This window comes from Pseudomonas sp. KH_046_2 (assembly GCF_057838985.1).
On the sequence record NZ_CM174480.1, the window covers coordinates 3,390,498 to 3,411,490 of the forward strand.

At 55.5% G+C, this 20,993-nt stretch carries 17 protein-coding genes and 1 pseudogene; 12 read left to right on the forward strand and 6 right to left on the reverse strand.

Annotated features, from left to right (window positions below; genetic code table 11):
• The first annotated feature begins 103 nt into the window (after positions 1 to 103).
• Together AC3IX1_RS15300 and AC3IX1_RS15305 are read left to right on the forward strand one after the other, a co-directional pair.
• Positions 104 to 3,424, forward strand: a complete 3,321-nt coding sequence (locus AC3IX1_RS15300) for a DUF5801 repeats-in-toxin domain-containing protein (RefSeq protein ID WP_489384793.1) — start codon at positions 104 to 106, stop codon at positions 3,422 to 3,424.
• Positions 3,425 to 3,864: 440 nt separating this feature from the next.
• Complete coding sequence (locus AC3IX1_RS15305) at positions 3,865 to 4,242, forward strand: hypothetical protein (protein ID WP_489384794.1); 378 nt, start codon at positions 3,865 to 3,867, stop codon at positions 4,240 to 4,242.
• A 168-nt stretch (positions 4,243 to 4,410) separates the two neighbouring features.
• On the opposite strand, the gene AC3IX1_RS15310 is transcribed toward AC3IX1_RS15305, so the two are convergent.
• On the reverse strand, positions 4,411 to 5,616 hold the full coding sequence (locus tag AC3IX1_RS15310; protein WP_489384767.1) for an ISL3 family transposase: 1,206 nt from the start codon (positions 5,614 to 5,616) through the stop codon (positions 4,411 to 4,413).
• Positions 5,617 to 5,848: 232 nt separating this feature from the next.
• Here AC3IX1_RS15310 and AC3IX1_RS15315 point away from each other — a divergent pair.
• From AC3IX1_RS15315 to AC3IX1_RS15355, 9 genes and pseudogenes are all read left to right on the forward strand, one after another.
• A pseudogene (locus AC3IX1_RS15315) lies at positions 5,849 to 6,123 on the forward strand (site-specific integrase); the annotation flags it as partial.
• A gap of 244 nt (positions 6,124 to 6,367) precedes the next feature.
• A complete protein-coding gene (locus AC3IX1_RS15320) occupies positions 6,368 to 7,591 on the forward strand; it encodes a tyrosine-type recombinase/integrase (protein ID WP_489384795.1) in 1,224 nt (407 codons plus the stop codon).
• 108 nt (positions 7,592 to 7,699) lie between these two features.
• Positions 7,700 to 8,323 carry a hypothetical protein gene (locus AC3IX1_RS15325; protein ID WP_489384796.1) on the forward strand — a complete coding sequence of 208 codons (624 nt, stop codon included), beginning with the start codon at positions 7,700 to 7,702 and terminating at the stop codon, positions 8,321 to 8,323.
• Between the two features lie 131 nt (positions 8,324 to 8,454).
• Positions 8,455 to 8,739, forward strand: a complete 285-nt coding sequence (locus AC3IX1_RS15330; RefSeq protein WP_489384797.1) for a helix-turn-helix domain-containing protein — start codon at positions 8,455 to 8,457, stop codon at positions 8,737 to 8,739.
• A 376-nt stretch (positions 8,740 to 9,115) separates the two neighbouring features.
• Complete coding sequence (locus AC3IX1_RS15335; RefSeq protein WP_489388752.1) at positions 9,116 to 10,108, forward strand: CHC2 zinc finger domain-containing protein; 993 nt, start codon at positions 9,116 to 9,118, stop codon at positions 10,106 to 10,108.
• Positions 10,105 to 11,793 (forward strand): DUF3987 domain-containing protein, encoded by a 1,689-nt coding sequence (locus tag AC3IX1_RS15340; RefSeq protein WP_489384798.1) that lies wholly within the window; start codon positions 10,105 to 10,107, stop codon positions 11,791 to 11,793. Before AC3IX1_RS15335 ends, AC3IX1_RS15340 begins: the two co-directional genes overlap by 4 nt.
• Positions 11,790 to 12,179: a hypothetical protein gene (locus AC3IX1_RS15345; RefSeq protein ID WP_489384799.1), complete on the forward strand. Its 390-nt coding sequence runs from the start codon at positions 11,790 to 11,792 to the stop codon at positions 12,177 to 12,179. Before AC3IX1_RS15340 ends, AC3IX1_RS15345 begins: the two co-directional genes overlap by 4 nt.
• A gap of 258 nt (positions 12,180 to 12,437) precedes the next feature.
• Positions 12,438 to 13,253 carry a hypothetical protein gene (locus AC3IX1_RS15350; protein ID WP_489384800.1) on the forward strand — a complete coding sequence of 272 codons (816 nt, stop codon included), beginning with the start codon at positions 12,438 to 12,440 and terminating at the stop codon, positions 13,251 to 13,253.
• 169 nt (positions 13,254 to 13,422) lie between these two features.
• Positions 13,423 to 13,986 (forward strand): hypothetical protein, encoded by a 564-nt coding sequence (locus AC3IX1_RS15355; RefSeq protein WP_489384801.1) that lies wholly within the window; start codon positions 13,423 to 13,425, stop codon positions 13,984 to 13,986.
• 198 nt (positions 13,987 to 14,184) lie between these two features.
• Here AC3IX1_RS15355 and AC3IX1_RS15360 read toward each other — a convergent pair whose 3' ends face one another.
• The gene (locus AC3IX1_RS15360) at positions 14,185 to 15,150 is read right to left on the reverse strand and encodes an HNH endonuclease (RefSeq protein WP_489384802.1); all 966 of its coding nucleotides are present in this window, start codon (positions 15,148 to 15,150) and stop codon (positions 14,185 to 14,187) included.
• Positions 15,151 to 15,330: 180 nt separating this feature from the next.
• On the opposite strand from AC3IX1_RS15360, the gene AC3IX1_RS15365 reads away from it, so the two are divergent.
• Complete coding sequence (locus AC3IX1_RS15365) at positions 15,331 to 15,903, forward strand: recombinase family protein (protein WP_489384803.1); 573 nt, start codon at positions 15,331 to 15,333, stop codon at positions 15,901 to 15,903.
• 137 nt (positions 15,904 to 16,040) lie between these two features.
• On the opposite strand, the gene AC3IX1_RS15370 is transcribed toward AC3IX1_RS15365, so the two are convergent.
• From AC3IX1_RS15370 to AC3IX1_RS15385, 4 genes are all read right to left on the reverse strand, one after another.
• Positions 16,041 to 17,972, reverse strand: coding sequence for a nuclease-related domain-containing DEAD/DEAH box helicase (locus AC3IX1_RS15370; RefSeq protein ID WP_489384804.1), 1,932 nt, complete (start codon positions 17,970 to 17,972; stop codon positions 16,041 to 16,043).
• A 13-nt stretch (positions 17,973 to 17,985) separates the two neighbouring features.
• Positions 17,986 to 18,888 carry a hypothetical protein gene (locus AC3IX1_RS15375; protein ID WP_489384805.1) on the reverse strand — a complete coding sequence of 301 codons (903 nt, stop codon included), beginning with the start codon at positions 18,886 to 18,888 and terminating at the stop codon, positions 17,986 to 17,988.
• Positions 18,888 to 20,621, reverse strand: coding sequence for a DUF3696 domain-containing protein (locus tag AC3IX1_RS15380; protein ID WP_489384806.1), 1,734 nt, complete (start codon positions 20,619 to 20,621; stop codon positions 18,888 to 18,890). Before AC3IX1_RS15380 ends, AC3IX1_RS15375 begins: the two co-directional genes overlap by 1 nt.
• A 68-nt stretch (positions 20,622 to 20,689) precedes the next feature.
• Positions 20,690 to 20,983, reverse strand: a complete 294-nt coding sequence (locus tag AC3IX1_RS15385; protein ID WP_489384807.1) for an AAA family ATPase — start codon at positions 20,981 to 20,983, stop codon at positions 20,690 to 20,692.
• Positions 20,984 to 20,993: the final 10 nt, after the last annotated feature.

Below are 20,993 nucleotides of genomic sequence, written 5' to 3' on the forward strand. Positions count from 1 at the left end.
CTCAGTCTATCTGGAACAGACCGCAACCGGCGCCAAGGTCTGGATGGCGCAGTTCGCACCGCTCAAGAACCCGGTTACCTAGAACCCCGACGACGTGGTCGACATGACGGACCACCTCTGGGTCACCACCAGCCAGGATGTCGCCTTCGACTACGCCGGTGTGCCGTCCGGGCAGAACAAGTTCCTGATGTTCAAAGACAGCAGCTCTGACGTGGGGATCGTCGTCACCGGCCTGGATCCGGACAAGATCGTCAATGGCAAGGACGCGGGTGACACCGTCAATACCAGCCAGGGCGCCGGCGCCACGACCATCGGCACCAACAACCAGGGGGTCGATCCTGGCGAAGGGATGATCTTCACCTTCGTGTCCAAACCCAACCCGCTCTACACCGTGCCTGACCTGACGCACGGCGAGGCGATCGTCGAAGACAACATCGACTTTGGCGCACTCTTCGGCGCGACGGGTGCGACCTTTGTCATTGCGCAGCAGACACCGCCCAAGGCGTCCACGGCCAGGATCAGCGCCTACACCACGGATTTCGAGGAGAAGAATCTCTACTACGAGGGGCTCCTGGACGCGGACGACGAACTGGCCTACATCTCCAGCGTCACGATCCGCGATGGCAACGGCAATATCATCGCCGGTCTCGGAGGTGTCACCGCCAACACGACGGTTGGCAATATCACCGTGACGTTCAACCTCAGCAATAACAACGCCGATCGCACCGTGACGATTGCTGGCTTCCAGTCCAAGTACTCGATCGAATACACCACCAGCGAACTGCACAACCGCGTGTTGATCGAGAACATCGGAAATGCAAATCCCCAGCTCAACTCCCCCTTCGATATCGGCGGCTTCCGTTTGCCCAACATCGAACCCGCGACCCAGGAAATCGGCAGCCAGGTGTACTTCGAGGACGATGGTCCGACAGCCTCGGCGGCGCTCGGTGCCGGCCTGGACACCACCGAAGGCAATAGCATCCTGTTGACCAAGGAAGGCGCGCTGGTGGTCGGCCGCATCTCCGGCGGCCCCGATAGCGGCGAAGCCGCCTTCGCCGTGGCGATCGACGCCATCACTGGCGTGCTCAGCGTCGTGCAGTACCACTCGATAAAGCACCCCACCGGCGGCGCCAGCTACGATGAGTCGCTCGCCATCGACAACGCCGCGCTGCTCGCGGTAGTCACCGTCACCGACGGCGATAGCGACACCGACTCGGTCGGCATCGGCGCCCGTGTCGCCTTCCAGGACGATGGCCCGACGGCAACCGGCACGCCCGAGACAGCGACAGTGGACGAGGACGGCTTGCCCGACGGGATCGCAGGCGGGACCAACGATGTAAGCGGGGAGCTCGCGTCCGCTTCAGGCAGCATCGCCTCGATCTTCCAGTCCGGCGTCGACAATCCGCTGACCTATGGCCTGGCCACGGACACCAGCAATCTGGCGCAGACGCTGACCTCCAAGGGCGAGGCGGTGAAATATAACGTGACCGGCAACACGCTGACGGCCTACGTGGACGTCGGAGCCAGCGACGGTTACCAAGCCGCTGACCGCGAAGTGTTCACCTTTGCGCTGACCGCGGCGACCGGCGCCTACGTTTTCACGCAGCTCGACCAACTCGACCACCCGAGCCTCAATGGGGATCCGGGCGACAACACCGAGAACGATCTTGTCCTCCAGCTCGGCACCATCCTGCAGGCTACCGACGCAGATGGCGATACGGTGACGGCCACAGCCGAAAAGCTGATGATCACGGTCGATGATGACTCGCCGGTGGTAACGGCCAAGTCGAACCTGGTCTACCCGAACTCCGCCAATCCGACCCCCGGTGGCACCGGCACCTTCGCTTACGACATCGGCGCGGATGATCGACTGGGAACACTCTACAGCGCCTTGAACAGCGACTTGTCCGTGAGCATGACGGGCGTCAAGGTGGGAGCGAACGCCTTTACCCCTGGGTCGGTAACCTGGGACTCGGAAAACGACACCTCGGCGGTGTTCAACATCGCCTTTAGCTATATGTCCGACCCGACCCAGGGCACTACCACCAATGCGACCGGTACGCTGAGGTTCGACAAGGTGGCCGACACCTACACGCTGAGCCTGACCGACGAGATCGAAAGCTTCAGCATCCTGAGGACATCGACTGCGAAGGGTTTCACCGGCTACGCGATCAACGGCACGACGCCGATCAACCAACAGCCGCCGGTCTCGGTGGCCGAGCTGGCCAGCGACTTCTTCGTGCAGTTCAGTGGATTCGCCGAAGCGGGCGGCGGAACCGGAGCCAACAACATCAAGGCGGGTGGCGACAACGCCTTCAGCGCTAATGAGCTGTTCTCGGCGGCGACGTCCTGGGTGAGTGTTTCCGGGACTGCGGCCGGCGTGGCCGGCGACACCATCCAGCAGGGCGAGGTGATGGACCTGGACTTCTTCACCGCCAATCCATTCGGCGACACCGGCTTGGCGCCCACCGCCACGAGCAACGGGATTTTCATCAAGTTCGACGGCATCGGCAACGAGGATCTGGTGCTGGTGTTGAAGCTGGTCGATTCTGACGACCCCAACAATCAGATTACCCGGGCGATCATTGTCGACAGCCAGGACATCATTCTGAAAACCCCCTCCACCACCAACAACAACTTCCATCCAATTGCGAATCCCGCGGCATACGGGATCACACTGGATCAGAACGACGGCGCGGTGATCCTCGAGCGCAATGACTACAACTTCGGCGACGACGACTACGTGATCCAGGGCTTGCAGGTGCTGGTTTCGACCGAGGGCGTCACCGGCGACGGGTACAACCTCAACGGCAACGTCGGCCTCGGCGGGGCAAGTACCGGTGCCACATTGGCATTCGGGAACGAGTCTGGTGAGGGCAGCAAGAGCAATCCCGTGGAGGCTGGCGAAGCAGGAACCTGGGACGGCGACGTGGTCAAGATCGTTGACATGGGCTTTGTGACCTCGTCGACGCCTGACGCCAGCCTGACCTTCAACGTGACGGTGACGGATTTTGACGGAGATTCGACCACTGCCGAGACCCTGGGCGTGACCATCGCTGGCGGCAAGACCTTCACCGGCGGCACGGAAATGGACACCTTCAGCTTCAAGGCCCTGGATGCCGATACCGACGGGGCGCTGTCCGCACCGACTAGCGTGATCTCCCCCGGCTTCGTCTCCGGCTTCGACAAGCTGGACTTCACGACGGCAGGTACTGGAGCCAACTACAGCGAGTCGCTGAATTCCGTTGCCGACCTGAACGCATTCATCTCGAATGCCAATGGCGCGCTGAACAGCACCACCCACTACTACTTCGGCGTCGTTGGAGGCGACGGCTACCTGGCACATGACAGTGACGATACGGGTATCACCAACATCATCCAGTTGGTCGGTGTGACCAACATGGAAAGCACTGACATTGTCTGAACGCTGCTGCAGGTAAACGGCCTGGCTCCCCCAAAGGGGGCCAGGCCGTTTTCATTGGGCGGCTGCGTTCCTGAACCCATGCGGCCACCCTTTTCCCGAGCCACCTCTTAGAATCGCCCCCAGACTGCGCTCCAGCCCCCTCAAAACAGCCCCCCCTTGCAGGGATTCGCAGGCTTCTTCGCCCCAATCAATACCAGAGCAAGCCCAGCCAGGCCCGCGCCGCAGCACCTGCAGGGAGTGCGAAAAAAGTGACCTGTTTAGCCTGCAGGCGTGGCGGGGGGACGACGTGAACAACGAATGGGCACGGATCATGCTTGGGCAGAGAAACAGTTCAGGGGTTGATCGAGATGAGCTGCAAGCCTTGCCGGTGATCGATGGGCCGTTTAAAGGTATGAGTCAGCGCGATGGCCGGAAAGTCTGGAATCAGGAGGGAGTTCGGCATGCTGCTTTTCAAATCCAAGCGACAACTAGCGCTTGAACGAGACCTCGAGGGACTCTTGCTCCGTCTCAAATCCCTCAGTACCGCCACCAAGCTGATGACGTCTCATAAGCTGCGCAAGTATCGACGGACCCTGGAAAACGACATAGGTGGACTACCTGGGTTTATGGCGTTGTCGGTTGACGGAAAAGTCAATTACATGATTCCTATAATTTCGCAAATGAACGAAGCCAAAGATCAGCAGAATGAGGTCGATTTCATGGCGGCCTACCTGACCGTCATGCTGCTGGAAAGCATCAGCTGTGGCTATCACTCGACGATGAACATGGTCTTTGGTGTGATGGAAAAGTTCGCCGCGTTCCGGTGGGATGAATCATAAAAATCCATCCAACAAGAAATCCTGGAAGCGCTTATCAGCGACCAGGTGCTGCGTGAGCTGCGCACCTTGGCGAGCCCAAGCGGCTTCGATCCCTCATGAACAGTAAGCATCGCCCATAAAAAGGCCCTCACACCCGACTCAAGTGTGGGGGCCTTTTTGTTTGGTTCTTCACGGATTACCGGGAAAGACGCTCTTGATCTTCATGAAAAAGAATTCGCTGTCCCGGTAACCGTACGCCATCCGCTTGATGACCTTGATTCGATTGTTGATGCCTTCCAACTGGCCCGTATGCATCGGCCAGCGAACCCGGCTGACGATGCCCCGCCAGTAACCCTTCAGTCGTTTGGCAAACTGGATCAGAGGCGGTATTTCGCTTTCATGCGCATGGCGCAGCCATTGCTGCCAGGCTGATCGCCAGCCCCAGGCGGTGCTCGGTGTCCAAAGCGTTTTGAGTTCAGCCTTCATCAAATAGACCGTCATTAACGCTTGGTTGGCCGCCAGCAGATCCTCCAAACGCACCTGTTGCTCCGGCGTTTTCAGGTTCTGCGGGTTGCGCAGCAACAGCCATCGCGCTTGCTTGATGACCTTTCGGGCAGGCTTGTCATGACGTAGCCGATTAGCTTCATCGACGCGGACTCGATCAATCACCTCTCGGCCATATTTGGCCACCACATGGAAGAGGTCGTAGACCACGCGCGCTTTTGGGCAGTGCTGACGAACCTCCAGGTCAAAAGCGGTGTTCATGTCCATCGCCACCGCTTCGATGCGAGCGCAACCCTCTGGGCCCAGCTCTTCGAAGAATGGCCTGATCGCCGCACGGCTGCGACCTTCGCCAATCCACAGCACTCGCCGGGTATCGGCGTCCAGCACGACGCTGGCGTAACGATGACCTTTGAACAGCGCGAATTCGTCCATTACCAGGCGCCGTGGCTGCGCCTTTGGCAAAACACTCAGCGCCGCTTGCAAGGCTCGACGCTCCAGCAACCGCACACTGTCCCAATGCAGCCCGAACAGTTGAGCCACGTGTTTTGTGGGCAGGCGCTCGCAGGTTTGAATGACGGCCTCGGCCAGGCGGCGTGTCATGCGGGCATAGCGATCCAGCCAACTGACCGCTTCCATGCGTTTGCCACAGTCGCGACACCCGACACGTCGGAGCAACACGCTGAGGCGCACTGCTCGGCCGAGAATGGGCAAATCACGAATGACTCGCTGGCAGTACTCATGCGTGGTTGAACACGGTTGTTGGCAGCCGCCACAGGAAGGAAACCGGGTGGCGTGAGGCATCAGGTCGATCTGTAGCGTATCGCCATCGGGCTTGATCGTAACGACAGAAAAGCCCTCCCAAAAGGGAAGGAAAGTATTAATATCACGCATAAGAACGCCGGTTTGTTAGATGTGTTTGCTCGCACGAACATCATCAATCAAATCGGCGTTCTTGTTTCTGTGTTTCCCGGGATTCCGTGAAGAACCTTTTGTTTGCCCCCCCTAAACTGGGTGACCAGACCCCGGCCCTCTGGTTTTACGCAGAGTCGGCCACTCACTCGAAAAAGGTATTCACCATGTGAGACTTGTTACCCCTCTTCAAACTCAAACGGTTTGAAGCGAACAACCACTGACCTATTCAATGCTCAGGGGAGATTTGATCTGGCAAGGGAGAAAGCCGGGATCGACAAGGCCGAATTCCAAATGCGCGATTCGCGGGCAAAAGCAGCTACTGATAAGGAAGAGTCGACTGGAAACATTCGAGAGGCGATGGACCAACTGGGCCACACCACCGCCGTGATGACCAAGCACTACATCCGCAATCGGAAAGGCAAGAAAGTGACGTCGACAAAACAGGAATTGCGGCAAGATTCAAAAATTGCGGCAATAAAAAACTAAGGGCCTGCATGAGGTATCTCACGCAAGCCCTTGATATTCATGGTGCCCGAAGCCGGAATCGAACCGGCACGCCCTTACGAGCGGGGGATTTTAAGTCTCTTTTTGTACGGTTTACCGAGCTTTATAAAAACTTACCAACCCTTGTTTTGCATGGGGTCTAGGCATATTCTCCCTTTATCAAAACCTATCACTTGCCACCTTTGGTGATTGACCGGTGATTGACAGACCACTAGGGGGAAGTCGTTTGAAATCGCAAGAAAAGTGTTTCGACTTCAGCAAAACCACTTTGAGCAGAATCGTACCAACGGCAAAGCGAGTCTGGTATCGAGATGCCGTTACGCAGGGGCTAGCCCTGTGCGTCACCCCAGCCGGTAGCAAGACCTTCTATGTAGTGTGTCGTGTCAGCGGCTTGGGCCGTAAAGGGAATACCGAGTTCATTCGGCTTAACACGTTCCCCGGTATGACGGTTGAGCAAGCCCGTGCTGAGGCCAGAACCAAGCTCAAGACATTAAACGCGGGCGATAGTGTGCGTGCTAACACGCTCGCCAAAAAGCACGAGCTGACCCTTGGTGACGTTTGGGACATTTGGAAGGCTGAACGCGCACTAGGGCCAAATCCCGAGCAGCCAATTAAGCGAAGCTGGAAGAAAGACCAGCGTCTATATGACTGCCACTTGAAGGCGAAGGCTAGCCGGCGAGTAAGCGAAATCAGTACCACGTTGGCGAGCAAGATTTTTCGCGACGTGACAGTGCTGAGTGGGCCAGTGGAAGCCAATCATGTAAAGCGCCTGGCGCGAGCCATGTGGAATCATGCGATTGAACGTCACGGGCTTAAGGTGAGCAATCCCTGGTCAGGCATCAAAGACAATTACGAGTGCAATCGTGAGGAATGGATTGAGCCTTCGCAAATGCCAGCGTTGTTCAAAGCGATTGACTCTGTAGGCAATCAGGACGCCGCCGACATGATTCGACTATGTCTGTTCACGGGCGCCCGCTCTGGAAACGTAAAAGCTATGACGTGGAAGGCTCTAGACCTAGATGCTGCCATCTGGACTATTAGCAGCGCTCATCATAAGAACAAAAAAATCCTGACGATTCCTCTTGCTCCACCGGTGGTGGAGATTCTTAAAAGTCGTCAAGGCGTGAGTAAAGAGTGGGTTTTCCCGTCAAGCACAAGCAGTACCGGCCACTTGACGGACATACGTCAAAGCTGGAAGGCAGTGGTCGCCGCATTTGCTAAAGAGTTGGATATGGACGCAGTGCCGGACCTCCATATTCACGACCTGCGCCACACAACGGCGAGCTGGTTAGTGACCCAGGGCGTTTCGCTTCCTATGGTTGGCAAGTTGCTAGGTCATACCACGACAGTGACTACGGCTAAATATGCACACCTTGCAATCGACCCGATTCGTGAGGCGCTGACTCACACTACAGCCGCAATGGGGCAGGCCGCCGGCATTCAAAAATAAGCAGCCATTATTCAAGGCGCGGTCAAAAGCGTCTAACCGTTTCGGCTGGTCGTAACTAGCTGCGAGGCCTGCCATCTACTCAAGATGCGCGCGCCCGGAGGCGAGAGAATGAGCAAGAAATCAGAGCCACTAGACACACCAACTTACCGAAAAACAAGAGCTGCTGTTCTCGGGTTCACTAAGGGCCTCTCCATTTCTAGCCCTACTACTTCTGAGCCCGAAAGCCGTCTAGAAATGTTGCGTTCAATGTCGCAAATCATAGGTGCATCTCAAGACGGCGAGTTACAAAAGACAACAAAGGAAGGTGTAGCGAAAGGTTTCGCTATGATCGAAGGCGTCATTCATAAGTACCCGGAAGCCCGGGGTGAAATAGAAGAAAGCCTCACCTGTTTGCTAGTAGCGGCGGTCGGCGAACTTGTTTTCTGTCATGGCCAAAAGATTAAAAGTGAGCGACGCCGGATTGCCCCTCTTGCAGCGCAAAATCAAAGCAAAGCTGATGTTAAGGATCGCGCAATGAGCATTGCAGCCGAGCTCTGGAGCCTCGATGAGGCCCGTGAAATCAAGACGTCAGAGATGGCAGACAAAATTTACAGAGCGCTTAGTGCAGAGGGTTTTGTAAAAGGCCCGAAAGGGCTGCCGGATACCGTAAACACTATCAATGGATGGATAAAGCCCATTGCACCTGAGTATGCCCGAAAAGGTGGCCGTCCCCGAAATCCCCCCCGAACGTAACGCTTAATCCCATAAGCGTAACGGGCGGGGGATTTTTTAACCTCGCCAGTTAACGTCCAATGCCCGAAATGCTTTTGCATTTACAGGGCTTGATGAGAGCCCGTTAAATTTCACCTTTACGGGGCTACATCATGCCAAACACCCACACCGCAAACATCGAAGCCATGATCGAAACCATGGAGGCCGAGATGCTCGCCGCCCTCGGTTTTGACCCAAAAAAACCACCGCCGTATCTGGACGACAAGCAGGCCGCCGCTGCGATTGGAGTAAAGCCTGGGACGCTGTCTGTCTGGCGCTCAACTGGTCGCTACAACCTGCCCTATATCAAGGTTGGCCGCCTGGTGCGGTATCGACCGAGAGTCCTGGCCGAGTTCATGGTGCGCCGCACTGCCTGCCATACCGGTGAGGTCGCCTGAAATGAACAAGGCACTCCGTCCTGAGTACAAAGCAGCCAAACGCTACGGCTTACCAAAGAGTGAGCACCGCCGCGCACGCAACGTGCTGAAGATGCTGGTGCGGCGCGAACCAGCCCGTCGCCTGTCAATCGTCAGGAGCTAACCCCTTGAACAATAACCAACCCTGCAACTCGTCCGGGGCGGCAAAGCCGTACCCAAAATCAGGCCGGCACTACCTGTTCAGGCTGCCCGCCGCTGCTGCTTATCTATTCCTAGGCGCACACAACGCACGCCAGCTGTGCGAGGTTCAAGAGTGGGTGCCCACTCTCATCGCTATGCGAGTGGTGGTCCGAATGAAAAAGACCTCGATTCACCAAGCAACGGAGGGTCTGCAGTGATGGCCTTTCATGTCGAGATTCAGCGCATCGCTCACGCAGCCCTGGCCGTGGCTGAAAACCTACTTGCCGATTGGCTACCGGACGGCAAGCGCCGCGGCAAAGAGTACTGGCCGATCAACCCTGTACGCGGCGACCGCAAGCCGGGATCGTTCAGCATCAACATGATGACTGGCACCTGGCACGACTTCGCCTGCGGCGACAAAGGTGGCGACCTTGTATCGCTGCTAGCCTACCTTCGTGGCTGCCGGCAGATGGAGGCCGCCCGGCTGATCGCTCAGCAGCTCGGTATCGCCTTCAACGCTGACCCGCATAAGCATGACCACCTGCAAGACGAGATTGAGCGCCAGCGCATCGCCCGTCTGCGACAGCATCGGCAGCAGCAGGACGAGATCGAGCAACAGGCCAGGTGGGAGCAGTCCGCCGCACGTGCTCAGCTTCTGTGGGGTAAGGCCAAGGCTGCCGATCCGGACTTTCCCTACCTGATGCGCAAAGGCATCAAGCCGCACCACCTGCGCCAGCTTGGCAAGCTACTGCTGATTCCAATCTATTGGCGCGGCGAGCTGGTTTCGCTCCAGTTCATCACCGCCGACGGCGAAAAACGGAACCAGAAAGATGCACGGATGGCCGGTTGTTATTGTCCGTTTGGTCACATTGAAGTTAGCCGCGAATTACTGATCGTAGAAGGGGTTGCCACGGCCGCCACGCTCCACGAGGAAACCGGCCTGCCGGTCGCCGCCGCCATGAGCTCTGGCAACCTGCTACCGGCTGGCCTGGAGCTGCAACGGCGGTATCCCGAGGCCGTACTGATCGTCGGCGGCGACGATGACCGCAGCAAGGCGGCCGAGGGCAAGGTCAATACAGGCAAAGCGGCTGCGATTCACGCGGCTGCCATGCTCGGTTGCGGGGTGACCTTTCCGAGCTGGCCGGCGTATGCGCCGCTGTATTTGAGTGACTACAACGACCTGCGCCAATGGCTGGAAGGTCGTAAATGAAAAAGTCACTAATGACCAAAGTGCAGAAGCCCATCACCGAATGGCGCGTGCCCGATCAGCTGCCAACCGAGCCGCCACCCAAACCTTACCCAACCGACAGCTTGCCGTCGATCATGCGCGATGCCGTGCGCGCTATTGCTAAGCACGTTGCCGCCCCGGAGGTACTGGCCGGTCAATGCGCCATAGCAGCTGCCGCCTACCTGGTACAGACGCGCATTAACGCCCCACACCTTCACAATCCGGACGGGATGCCCTGCGCGCTGTTTCAGTTGGCCCTGGCCGGCTCCGGTGACCGCAAGACCGAATGCTACCGACTGGCCTTCAAAGTCATCGAGGAAGCCGAGCGCACCGCGCGAGATGAGTATGCTTTGGCTATTGCCGAGATTCGCCAGATGCAGGAGGGTTTGAACGGTAAGGCGCTGCAAGAGTTCAAAGAAAGCGTCACGCCGCCATCCGATCCACGCACCCTGTACACCGACGCCACTTTCGAGCGTATCGCCGGGGACTTCATCAAGGGCATGCCTTCGGCCATGTGGGCAACCGATGAAGGCGGCCGCATTCTCGGCGGGCACAGTATGAAGTCCGACACCATCGCGGCCACCTTGGGCGGCTTGGTCAAGCTGTTCGACAACGGCAGAGCCGAGCGTGACCGGGTAGGCGAGTTCGGCAACGGCATTGCCTATGACCGTCGTTTCAGCGTCCACATGCTGGCGCAGGAGGTCACAGTACGGCAGGCATTAAATGATCCGTTGTTGCAAGGGCAAGGCTTCTTGCCGCGCTTTCTGATGAGCGCCGCACCCTCGCTGGCCGGTACACGACTAATGACCATTGAAACGATGAAGGACAGCGCCTATAGCGACCCGGCAGTGCAACGCTATTGGAAGCGCTGCGAAGAGATCGCTCGAATGAAATCGTTCGCTGGTCAAGATGGCGCAGTAACACCCCCCGTCATCGAACTAACTCCCGGCGCCGAAAACGGATGGCTTAAGTTCTACAACCGCGTCGAAATCGAACAAGGCAGCCTCGGCGAATACGGTGGACCGCTAAAGCCATTTGCCAGCCGCAGCGGTGAACTGGCGCGTCGAGTCGCTGCTGTGTTCGCTCTCTTCGAGGGCGAACAGCAGATCAGTGAGCAGACTATGAAAGCTGCCTGCGAGATCGTTGAGCACTCCTTGCAGGAATGGGCGCGGTACCTCGGCCACCACGCAGCAGAGTCAAACAACAACCGCGAGGCACTTGAGCTACTGGGTTGGTTGCAGGCTCGACCTGCCATACGCAGCGTGACGGGCATTCTAAAGGGCGGGCCGCGCAAGTTCCGCTCGACAGCCAAGGCACGCGGGGCATTGCATACCCTGACTGCAGCTGGATGGCTGGCTTTTCCTGCAGGGGATAAACAGGAATTCGAGATCAATCCGCACAAGCCTACCGATGAAGTGGCGAATGTGGCGACTCCGGCGAAAAGCGGTGTCATTCCTGTCGCGGTGATTGGCGAAAGCATGGCGAACGGTGGCGAAACTGCCACCACCCAAGATCATGTCGCACGCCCGGACCAAGAAATTCGCCACGATTCGCCACTCCCTCGCCACGGCGAAAACCAGCTAAACCGGGCGCTTTCGCCGGATTCGCCAAATTCGCCGCCACCTACGCCAGTAGATGATTCCGGCCAGTGGTGCATGACAATATGACCATCGCTGACCTGATCCGTCGCGTCACCGATGCCGGCGTGACAATGACGCTCAGCACAGCCGGCCTTGAGCTTAACGCTCAGGGTCAGCCGCCGGCCTCGCTGCTAGCAGAACTGATCGTGCACAAGACCGAGATCATCGCCTCACTGACCGTCGCCAGCGTTCCAAGGCAGGCCAGCGCCTGGTTGTGGCTACTGGTGAAAAATAATGGAGACGTTATCCAGTGTGGCGTCACTGGCAAGGAGCGACCCGCATTCGACATCACAACTGTGCGCATCCTAGCAGTGCCCGGCTTCAATCGCTGGCTATCCGAGCAGGAGGTCGCCATGGCCTTGGCCGGCACGCTCGAAGCGCCAACACCGCCACCTACCCCGTCATGCACCTAGCTGCCACACGTTGCGCGCCGGCTGGGCGTGCTGCCTGTCGTACTACTGGAAGAAAAACACCTCGGACCGCACGGCCTGATCGAGTGGGCCGGCACCGACCCTGAGCGAGTAGCAAATTCAATCCGGCACAGTTCGGCATGGATTAACCGATCGTTCCGTGATCCGCCCCAATAACGAACAGACAGGACCTTCGCACGGACTCAACAGATAGACACCGTCTCAACGCTGGCCAAGACAAGCTAAACAGAGGACTAATTGATGCGAACCATTGCCGCGCAAACAAACAACGAAGCGATGCTGATAACCCGCGACCAAGTGCCAGCGGCAGCAACGAATGGCAACTATGAGCCAGTACGATTTAACGCCGTGAAGCACGGCATTCTTTCCAAGCTGGCGGTACTGGCACATGAGAATCATGCCGAGTTTGATGATCTCCTGGCAGCACTGATCGATGAGCACCGGCCAGCGGGCATGACCGAGCGGCACCTGATCGAAGAGCTGGCCACGATCATCTGGCGCAAACGGCGGGTGCTACTGGCTGAAGGTGCCAAGATCAACGAAGGGCTGAACACTGCCGTAAATAGCCCGGAGTCGGTTATGCCGTCAGCGGCGCCTTTTCAGCGTGGCTTGTCAGGTGAGAGTGCCAACCTGCGGGAGCTATTGGACTCAACCCAGGATGAAATAGCCGAACGCAAACATGAAGCCGAACTCGACCTTGCTGCTACCCAAAAGGCGTCTTCGATACTTCGCAAGGGTGGGCCGAATGCCTACGCCAAAGCCCGGCGTGCGCTGATCCCTGAGTCCCGAGACTGGTGGGACGGGCACGTTGAGGAAGGGGTCCACCCGGCAACTGCCGAAGGGTTGACCGCATTCATCCGCGAAACGCTGGAGCCGCTCTGCGACCGCACGCTGCAAGAAGCCGCATTTACCCCCGCAATCAAAGTGCAAATCTTGGGCAAAGGGCTGCAAGCCAACCTATTGGAGAAGCTAAACCGCTACGAAACGCACCTTGATCGTAAATTTGAACGAACACTTGCCATGATTTTGAAGCTGAAAGACCTGCGCGGCACATGAATTCCTACATCACCAAAATCGGCACAAGGCTAGAAGGGACATGGTTCTCAGTCAGTCCTGACGAAAACTTCACTGAAAATTGCCAAATGATTTCGACAAATCCCTGGGAGAGAAAATGGGTGGATGGGGTAGCGGGTGTGGACAGGTTGGCAAGGACACCACAGACGACATGCAGGCGCTGGATGTTCGTCGCCTGCAGCGTGATGGACTGTTTTCACCGGGCAGGATCGTCGAGAGGTACTGGTCGCTCAATGGCGAAAAAGTCGGCTCCATCCAAATTCAGGTAAAGGCTGAGCAAGTAACTCTCAACTACCGAACCCGAATCAGTGGCGACGAATGGCAAACGGTGGAGTATCCCGTCTTTCTGGAATGGACAGACTGCACCTATGGTGGGCGGCGGCCATGGTTTATTTGCCCTGGGCACAATTGCGGGCGACGGGTGGCGATCCTGTTCGGCGGATCAGTCTTTGCCTGTCGGCACTGTCACAAGCTGGCGTATCCAAGCCAGCGATGCCGCTTCCGTGATAATGCTATGCATCGTGCCGACAGAATCCGGGAAAAGCTGGGTTGGAAGCCTGGCATCCTCAACGGTGACGGAGTCAAACCCAAGGGGATGCACTGGAAAACCTACACTCGCCTGAAGACCGAACATACGCAGTGTGTGGTGGCAACGCTGATGGCTATGGAAGACCGCTATGAGATGTTCGAGCGCGAACTGGCCTTTATCGAATAACTGTAGAAGTGTGCCGACTGAATCTGTTTCGCAAAACGCACTCCGTGGAGCCAGAGGCACACTGGCCCACGTTTGCACACCAACCCTAAGAAACTCTTTGGGAAAGATGTGCAGCCTTTGTTTGGCGCCCTTCTGTCCGCTCTGGTGTGCGTCCTTTTGAGTAAAGGAACTGACATCCTCGCAAATCTGAAGCTCGTCCTAGCGCCCGATTCGACCTGCAACGATTTCCAAACAGCGTACCCGCAACTCATCCCGATCAACGCCGAAATGGGCTTGGCGATGGGCATCCGCAGTTAAGGCTATGACGTTCTCAACTGTATCAGGGCCGCCCTCTGAAAGTGGAATGATGTGATGGGTTTCCAGATAGACACCGCCATTCGCCATCAGAAACCCGGAAACCTCCGTGAGCTCACAGGCACCTCCTGAGCGTTCCAATACCCGCCGACGAACACTTGGATCACGATAACGTTGCACGCCGCCATAGGTATACGTATCAGGCCTTTCATCAGTAACAAACTGATCTCTAACGGCTGCATCACTGATCATACCCAGGCCCGACTCAACGGGAATCTCCTCAACATCAGTTGTTCGGAGACTGACACTCACTTGATTGCGATTGCCGCGAAGCAATACGAACGCCCCAGTATCATCATCAAACGACTCGACGAACCATTGCTGATCATCCAATTGACGCCCAATCGCTCGATCATGCTCTGATCCTTCATCTTCCTTTTCACGAACGGGCCCCGACACTATCACTACCCGTACGGGGGTCGAATTCATGTAGGCCAGTTGGACGGTAGTGCTGAAATGCTGTGCACGACTGATACGTGGATCTTTGATCGTTCGATTTTTGTTTTTTGGGTCTTTCTCAAGCTGTTGAATCAACGTCTCGGCGTACGCCCTCAAGTTTTCGGCAAAAAAAACCCGTCCCTGGCTGTCGATACGTATTCCTTCGAACCAGATGCACAACAGCAATATGCTTCTATCATCGCTGCGGAAAGACCACTCATAGCAGTAGCCACCATTTGATTGAGGTTGGGCGACAGGCTTTCCGTCTTTTCTCCTGAACCCCCATGCCTGGACATCAATACCCGCGCCTTGAACGCAGTCCATGATCATCGATTTGCTGACAGGTCTTAAATATTCCAGTGCAGTGCTCATTACCAATTCTCTATCGATTCCGTGCGTGGCTGAACCTGAGGATATCAGGGCATCATCAACCGGTCGTTAAACGACACGTTCCAGATACGCGGCATTAAGCATCATAAAAATATACTTTGTGAATTGATGATCCTTTGGTACGCTGATGCCACGTTAAATGACACCAAGGAGCCAGCCGCCATGTCCCGCATCTTCCTTTATGCACGAGTGTCCACATCCAACCAGTTCACAGAGAACCAGTTGCAGGAAGTGAAGAACGCTGGCTTCGATGTACAGGCGAGCCGCGTAGTGGAAGAGACAATCTCAGGTAGCATCGCGGCCAAGGAGCGCCCCGGCTTCCAACGGTTACTGGATCGTATGGAATCTGGAGACGTGCTGATCGTCACCAAGCTTGACCGGCTGGGGCGTAACGCCATGGATGTACGCGCCACAGTTGAGCATCTGGAGTCGAGTGGTATCCGTGTTCACTGCCTCGCTCTCGGTGGTGTAGACCTCACCAGTGCAGCGGGCAAGATGACAATGCAAGTGCTGGGTGCTGTAGCAGAGTTCGAACGTGATTTGCTGATTGAGCGTACACAAGCTGGGTTGGCACGTGCCAAGTCTGAAGGCAAGAGGCTCGGCCGTCCTGAGGCTCTGGACACAACAGCCGCTGTGCAACGTCTGAAGGCCAAGGACATGACACAGAACGAAGTGTCGATTGAACTACAGCTTGGTATTGCCACAGTCAAGCGTCATTGGAACAAGGTTATCTGAGTCAGTGCTACGGGGCTCTCAGGAGCCCTAGGGTTATTATGAAATTGCGCAGCTTTCTCATCTAGCAGGTTGCTCAGCGTTAACCACCCCTAACACAAAACCAACAAATAGTGGAGTGTACCCAATGTCACTAACCCCTAACCACTGACGTCATCTAGATATCTGGTAAAAAAATCAAAATATCGACTGCCGCTTGGTAACAATACAGCAATATTTTCTTTTGCCCTGGTCAACCCTGTGTACACCAACTCCGGTCCATCCAAATCATTTACCAGGACAAATACCGTAGGCGATTCAAAGCCCTTGAAACTATGCAGGGTCGAGAGTTTCATTACTCCGCTATTCAGATTAAATCCTTGCTTCCGAATTGAACTTAACCGGCGCAGCTCCTTTCTTTCCTCCACCGGGCCAAGCCTTTTGCTGCGGACCCACTCAACATCTTCCTTAGAGGCAAAACTCGTGATCGTCCTTTCCTGATGCAGAGGGCCATTTCTGATAAAAAAATCAATCCCTCTCAGCACATCTTCCTTTGACGACACAATGGTGATGTCATTCGGATGAATGCGCTCTCGCTTCGCGATAGAGATAATAATCTCAGCAACATCGCGCAATTTATCCGCAGACCAAGTTCCGACAGCACTCACCCCAAATAAAGAGGCTGTATTCTGATAGGAGTCATCCCCATCAAAATTATATTTCTCTGACAAAAACTGCTCTTGAAAAGCAACAGCCAATCGCAAAATTGGAGAATCCTGTTTGTACCTGAAGCTCTTTGACAAACGCTGCCAACGCCCGAATCCGGAAATAACATTTGCTCTTTTTTCTTGATCGACTGCACGCTCATAAATATTCTGCTTTTCATCCCCAAACAGAACCATTTCACCGTCTTCAGCCAGGAAGTATTTTCTTATGATCCTCTGCCACTCAGGCTTGTAATCCTGAGCTTCGTCGATGAGGATGGTTTGGTACCTATCAGCGGCATAATAATCTAGAACAGCCTCATTCGAATAATAATGCTCCTCAAGGTACGCACTGGGATCCACCAAGCCCTTTGGCACCTGCACATCGATTCCGGCGCTATTTAGAGCAGCGCTAATAAATTTGTGATAATTGAGGATATGAAAATCCCCCCAGCTGAAATCTTCGCGAACCTCATTAAGTTTATCTTTGATAAACATGCGAAGTGTCAAATTGAATGTGAGTATCAACACGGGCTCGCCATGTCGCCTGTGGGCATTGACAGCACGCTTCGCCAGGACGGAGGTTTTACCGGATCCTGCTACTCCGCAGATCTTAACTCGGTCACCCACTGAGCTCTCGGAAAGCCGCTCCTGTGGCTTTGTATAAGGAATGGGTTTGCCTTCATTGGCATAGTGGAATGGCGGCTGCAGCAAGCGCATGAGCTCTGTATATACGCCCTCCTCGAACTGAGGGTTTTGCTTGCCACCTGCGAATGCAATTTTTTTCAGCGAGTCTCGTGTAATCGCTACAGTTCCCACATCACGTTCAAGCTGTTTCTTCTTGTTGGCAAGGTAGAGCCGCTTCTTCTCATACGGCTCATACCCGACCTTTTGCTCGCGAAATGCCTGTTGATTTTCGTCCAACTCACTTCGCAGCTCACGTATTACGGGCTCATAAAATGCTGCAATCGTATTTCTTGTAGCATTGTGGAAGTACACATGAACCTTTATTAGGCCGTAAAAAGTTTCGCTGGCCATGCTTTTTTCAAGCAGACCGTTTGTGTGCACTTCAAAAAGGTTCTGCTTGTAGGAGAACGCCTGAGCAAAAGGCGACCTCAATAGAGTCTGATTTTTCGCCAGGTGCCATTTATTTTTCGTATCAACACTGTAGTTGGCAAGATTCCAGTCCTTGACCTCAACAACAATAGCGCCAACTCCTTTTTTGATTATTACGACATCGGGACGCTCGCCATTAAAGCAGGGTTGGAAGTAAACCTCAGCATCCGGATCAAAATTGTCTTGAAGGTAATTTAGTAAGAAAATCTCACCTTCCGTAGGCGGCTGCTTGGAAAGCTTTGCTTTTTTAATATCTGGAATAATCTTAGCCAAGTCTTCACCACAACTATTTTAACGGTAAAATAATAGACACAACGTTAGCCAGACCATTTTCAGTTGCCAGATAGCGACTATTCAGTTCAGCCACCCGGCTTTCATCTAAGCAGGCAACATCAGTCAGGTGCTCGCGCTGCCCATGATCGGGGGGTTCAACAAAACCACGATCAAAGCGCAAACCGGCACGCTGGCTGAACACATAACGGGCATGAAAATCCTGGCCTAAAGCAGCATCTGGTAATAGGTGAATATGTAGGCAAACACCCTGATCCAGCACACCTTCAAGCATCCTTTCATAATCGGCAGCAATAAGATCAACGCGACGCTCATCCGTGCTTTGTGCGGTAAAAATGCTCACTTCAACCAAGCGATGCTCCTGCTCGCGACAAAGATCAACCATCGCCTGCAATACCTTGCAGCATTTAGGTTTGGCCTGAAAATAAGGGTCAACCAACACAATGCGATCAGAGCTCAGTAGCACATAGCGCGCAGCCTCGGCCAAAGCTTGAGCATTACGCTTAACCTGCACATCGCGGCGGTTATCAAACAGCGCCTCATCGACCTCGGCCAAACAATGAAATCGCTCTGCCTCAAACTTATCCCGCACCAAAATCGCTGACAGGCTTTCGCGTACAGCATCGTTTTTGGCATTGCCCAGCCAATCATCACCGGCAAATGGCAAGCCCATGCGCACCAGGCGGTCGTCTTTGGCTTGGCGCAGCTTTTCCTCGATACGCTTAAGCTCCACATCCCCCAGGCCGTTACACTGGCAGGCCTCCATCACCAAGCGCATCCAGGTTTTGGGAAAGCGTGCGATTAGCAAGCCTTTGCTGTACCCGAACTTCTCCAGCGCGTAGCGCAGGTCGTGCCAGTTATTAATGGCTTGGGGCTCAATCGCAAAAAGCGCATGCATTAGAACAACTCCTCACTGCGCTCAGCAAAAAAGCCACTTGGCCAGCGGCTGGTGAACTCGCCATAGCGATCAATTGCAATGCGCGTGGCCTTTACCCCGCCTGCCGCCGTGTCGAGATAGATAATCGACACGTCCTCAGGCGTCAGTGGCTGTAGACCATCGGGCAGCTCGCCCTCTGTGCTTTCGCGAATGCGCCGCAAAATCCGCAAAATCAGATGTTCGCTATGGGTTTCAATCAAAAAGCTGCACTGGCGATTGGCCTGGGTGAGCAAATCACCAATGCCCACCTGAATCCGTGGGTGCACATGCAGCTCTGGCTGCTCGCAGGTAACCAGCCCTTGGCGCGCCACCACAGCAGCCACAATCAGCGGAAACAACTGCGAAATACCAACACCCACCTCGGTAAAGGCTACTTCACACTGTCGCGCTTCATCCCACAGACCCCATTGATTACGTACCTGCTCAATAACCGCGCCCTTGGGCGCCTTGCTTTCAGGCGCTAGCTCCTGCAGTAGCGCTTTCAGCTTTTCCATGTCGATCGGCGCTTGTTGCTCTGACGGATTCTCTTCTTCATCGGCACCACTAAGGCTGATTTCAAGCTTATCCCCGTGTGCATCAAGCATGGCGCGCAACTCACCCAGGCTGTCGTCACCGCCGGAATAAACCACCTTGCTCACCACCGACTTAGCCCGTAGCGAATAGCCAAGGCCGAGATGTTTCATCCACTGGTTAATCTCCGCCAGCAAAGCCGGCGCCTTATGCTGGCGGCTGAGAGCGCTGACCACATCCCAGGCAGCAGCACCGCTGTACCAGTCTTTTTGCTCGGGGTAAGGATTAGGCTGGCGCAAGGCATCAGGCACCATGCGCAACGGACCGATGCACAGGCTCTGATTAAGCAGTGTCAGCAGGTTGTCTAGCGGGGCTACCAACACATCCGAGAGAAATTCATGCAGCCGCGTGGTAATACGCAGGTCGTCATGTTCGAAGGTGCTTTCCAGTCGTTTGCCCAACACTGGCAAAGCACCGGCAAAGCCTTTGAACCCCAACTCGGCATGGGCAAACGCCATTTCAGGGGTATGCCAGGATTCGCGGCGGCTACACAGTTGGGTGGGGCGGTGAGCGTTTAACAGCTCATGCAAGATGCTCACAAAGCCATCGGCTTCGCGCTCCGGGGCTTCATCCAAATCAAGCTCTGCCAGCAAGGCTGGGTGCTGGTAATTGAGCCAGGCCAGCACCGGCTGCTTCATCCCTGCATCGCTGGTCAGCTCAGCAATTAGGCTGTCGTCCAGCCAAAGCTTGTAGCAGGCAACATAGGCGGTTTCGGCCGATTTAGACCAGCCAATATGCAACTCAACGGCAAAGCATGCGGCATCAGCTGTTGGGCTATCGACAGTTAGGCCAAAGTCTTCATTGATCAGCTCATACAGCTGGTTGTAACTGGCGCCGATACTGCCGGTTTTGTCGATCTGAAGCTTGATGACTATGCGCTTATCCAGATCGCCGACATTAACCAGGCTGGCGAAGCCACCAATGTGTTTTTCACCCAGCACATCAATGCGCTGCGGGTCGCAGTGGCCTTTGGCCAGAATTTGCTGCAGATAAAACAGCGCCAGTAGCACCGAGCTTTTGCCGACGCTATTAGGGCCAAACATCAAGGTCACCGGCGCTAGCTGGAGGCTTTGCGTGGCTTGAAATGAGCGGAAGTTGGTGAGGGTGATTTCCGTAATGCGCATGGCTTTTATGCTCTAGCTCGGCGGATGGCCGGCAAATGACTTTGATGTAATGTTTAGGTCGCGATTGGCTATCCGCCTGATGGCGCACAAGATGCCTCGGCCTGTAACCGTGCCGCGAGCAGGTTGTCGAACTCACCGGCAATCTCGAACTGATCGATGCCTTCGGCGAGGCTAAAGCAGTGCATATCGCTCTTGTCGGCCTTGACGTCGCCGCTCTCGAAAAAGATCGCCAGGGCTTCGAGGATGGTCGATTTGCCATAGTCATTGCGACCGACGATGCCGGTCATGGCTTCGTCAATGGGAATAACCGTGGTGGCGCGGTAGCCACGAAAATGGGTGAGTCTGACGGACTTGAGGCGCATTGGGATTTCC

What these genes read in the sequence shown, in the direction of transcription:
- AC3IX1_RS15300 (WP_489384793.1), top strand. Translation starts at nt 104, where the DNA reads ATGACGGACCACCTCTGGGTCACCACCAGCCAGGATGTCGCCTTCGAC.
- AC3IX1_RS15305 (WP_489384794.1), top strand. Translation starts at nt 3,865, where the DNA reads ATGCTGCTTTTCAAATCCAAGCGACAACTAGCGCTTGAACGAGACCTC.
- AC3IX1_RS15310 (WP_489384767.1), bottom strand. Translation starts at nt 5,616, where the DNA reads ATGCGTGATATTAATACTTTCCTTCCCTTTTGGGAGGGCTTTTCTGTC.
- AC3IX1_RS15325 (WP_489384796.1), top strand. Translation starts at nt 7,700, where the DNA reads ATGAGCAAGAAATCAGAGCCACTAGACACACCAACTTACCGAAAAACA.
- AC3IX1_RS15330 (WP_489384797.1), top strand. Translation starts at nt 8,455, where the DNA reads ATGCCAAACACCCACACCGCAAACATCGAAGCCATGATCGAAACCATG.
- AC3IX1_RS15335 (WP_489388752.1), top strand. Translation starts at nt 9,116, where the DNA reads ATGGCCTTTCATGTCGAGATTCAGCGCATCGCTCACGCAGCCCTGGCC.
- AC3IX1_RS15340 (WP_489384798.1), top strand. Translation starts at nt 10,105, where the DNA reads ATGAAAAAGTCACTAATGACCAAAGTGCAGAAGCCCATCACCGAATGG.
- AC3IX1_RS15345 (WP_489384799.1), top strand. Translation starts at nt 11,790, where the DNA reads ATGACCATCGCTGACCTGATCCGTCGCGTCACCGATGCCGGCGTGACA.
- AC3IX1_RS15350 (WP_489384800.1), top strand. Translation starts at nt 12,438, where the DNA reads ATGCGAACCATTGCCGCGCAAACAAACAACGAAGCGATGCTGATAACC.
- AC3IX1_RS15355 (WP_489384801.1), top strand. Translation starts at nt 13,423, where the DNA reads ATGCAGGCGCTGGATGTTCGTCGCCTGCAGCGTGATGGACTGTTTTCA.
- AC3IX1_RS15360 (WP_489384802.1), bottom strand. Translation starts at nt 15,150, where the DNA reads ATGAGCACTGCACTGGAATATTTAAGACCTGTCAGCAAATCGATGATC.
- AC3IX1_RS15365 (WP_489384803.1), top strand. Translation starts at nt 15,331, where the DNA reads ATGTCCCGCATCTTCCTTTATGCACGAGTGTCCACATCCAACCAGTTC.
- AC3IX1_RS15375 (WP_489384805.1), bottom strand. Translation starts at nt 18,888, where the DNA reads ATGCATGCGCTTTTTGCGATTGAGCCCCAAGCCATTAATAACTGGCAC.
- AC3IX1_RS15380 (WP_489384806.1), bottom strand. Translation starts at nt 20,621, where the DNA reads ATGCGCATTACGGAAATCACCCTCACCAACTTCCGCTCATTTCAAGCC.
- AC3IX1_RS15385 (WP_489384807.1), bottom strand. Translation starts at nt 20,983, where the DNA reads ATGCGCCTCAAGTCCGTCAGACTCACCCATTTTCGTGGCTACCGCGCC.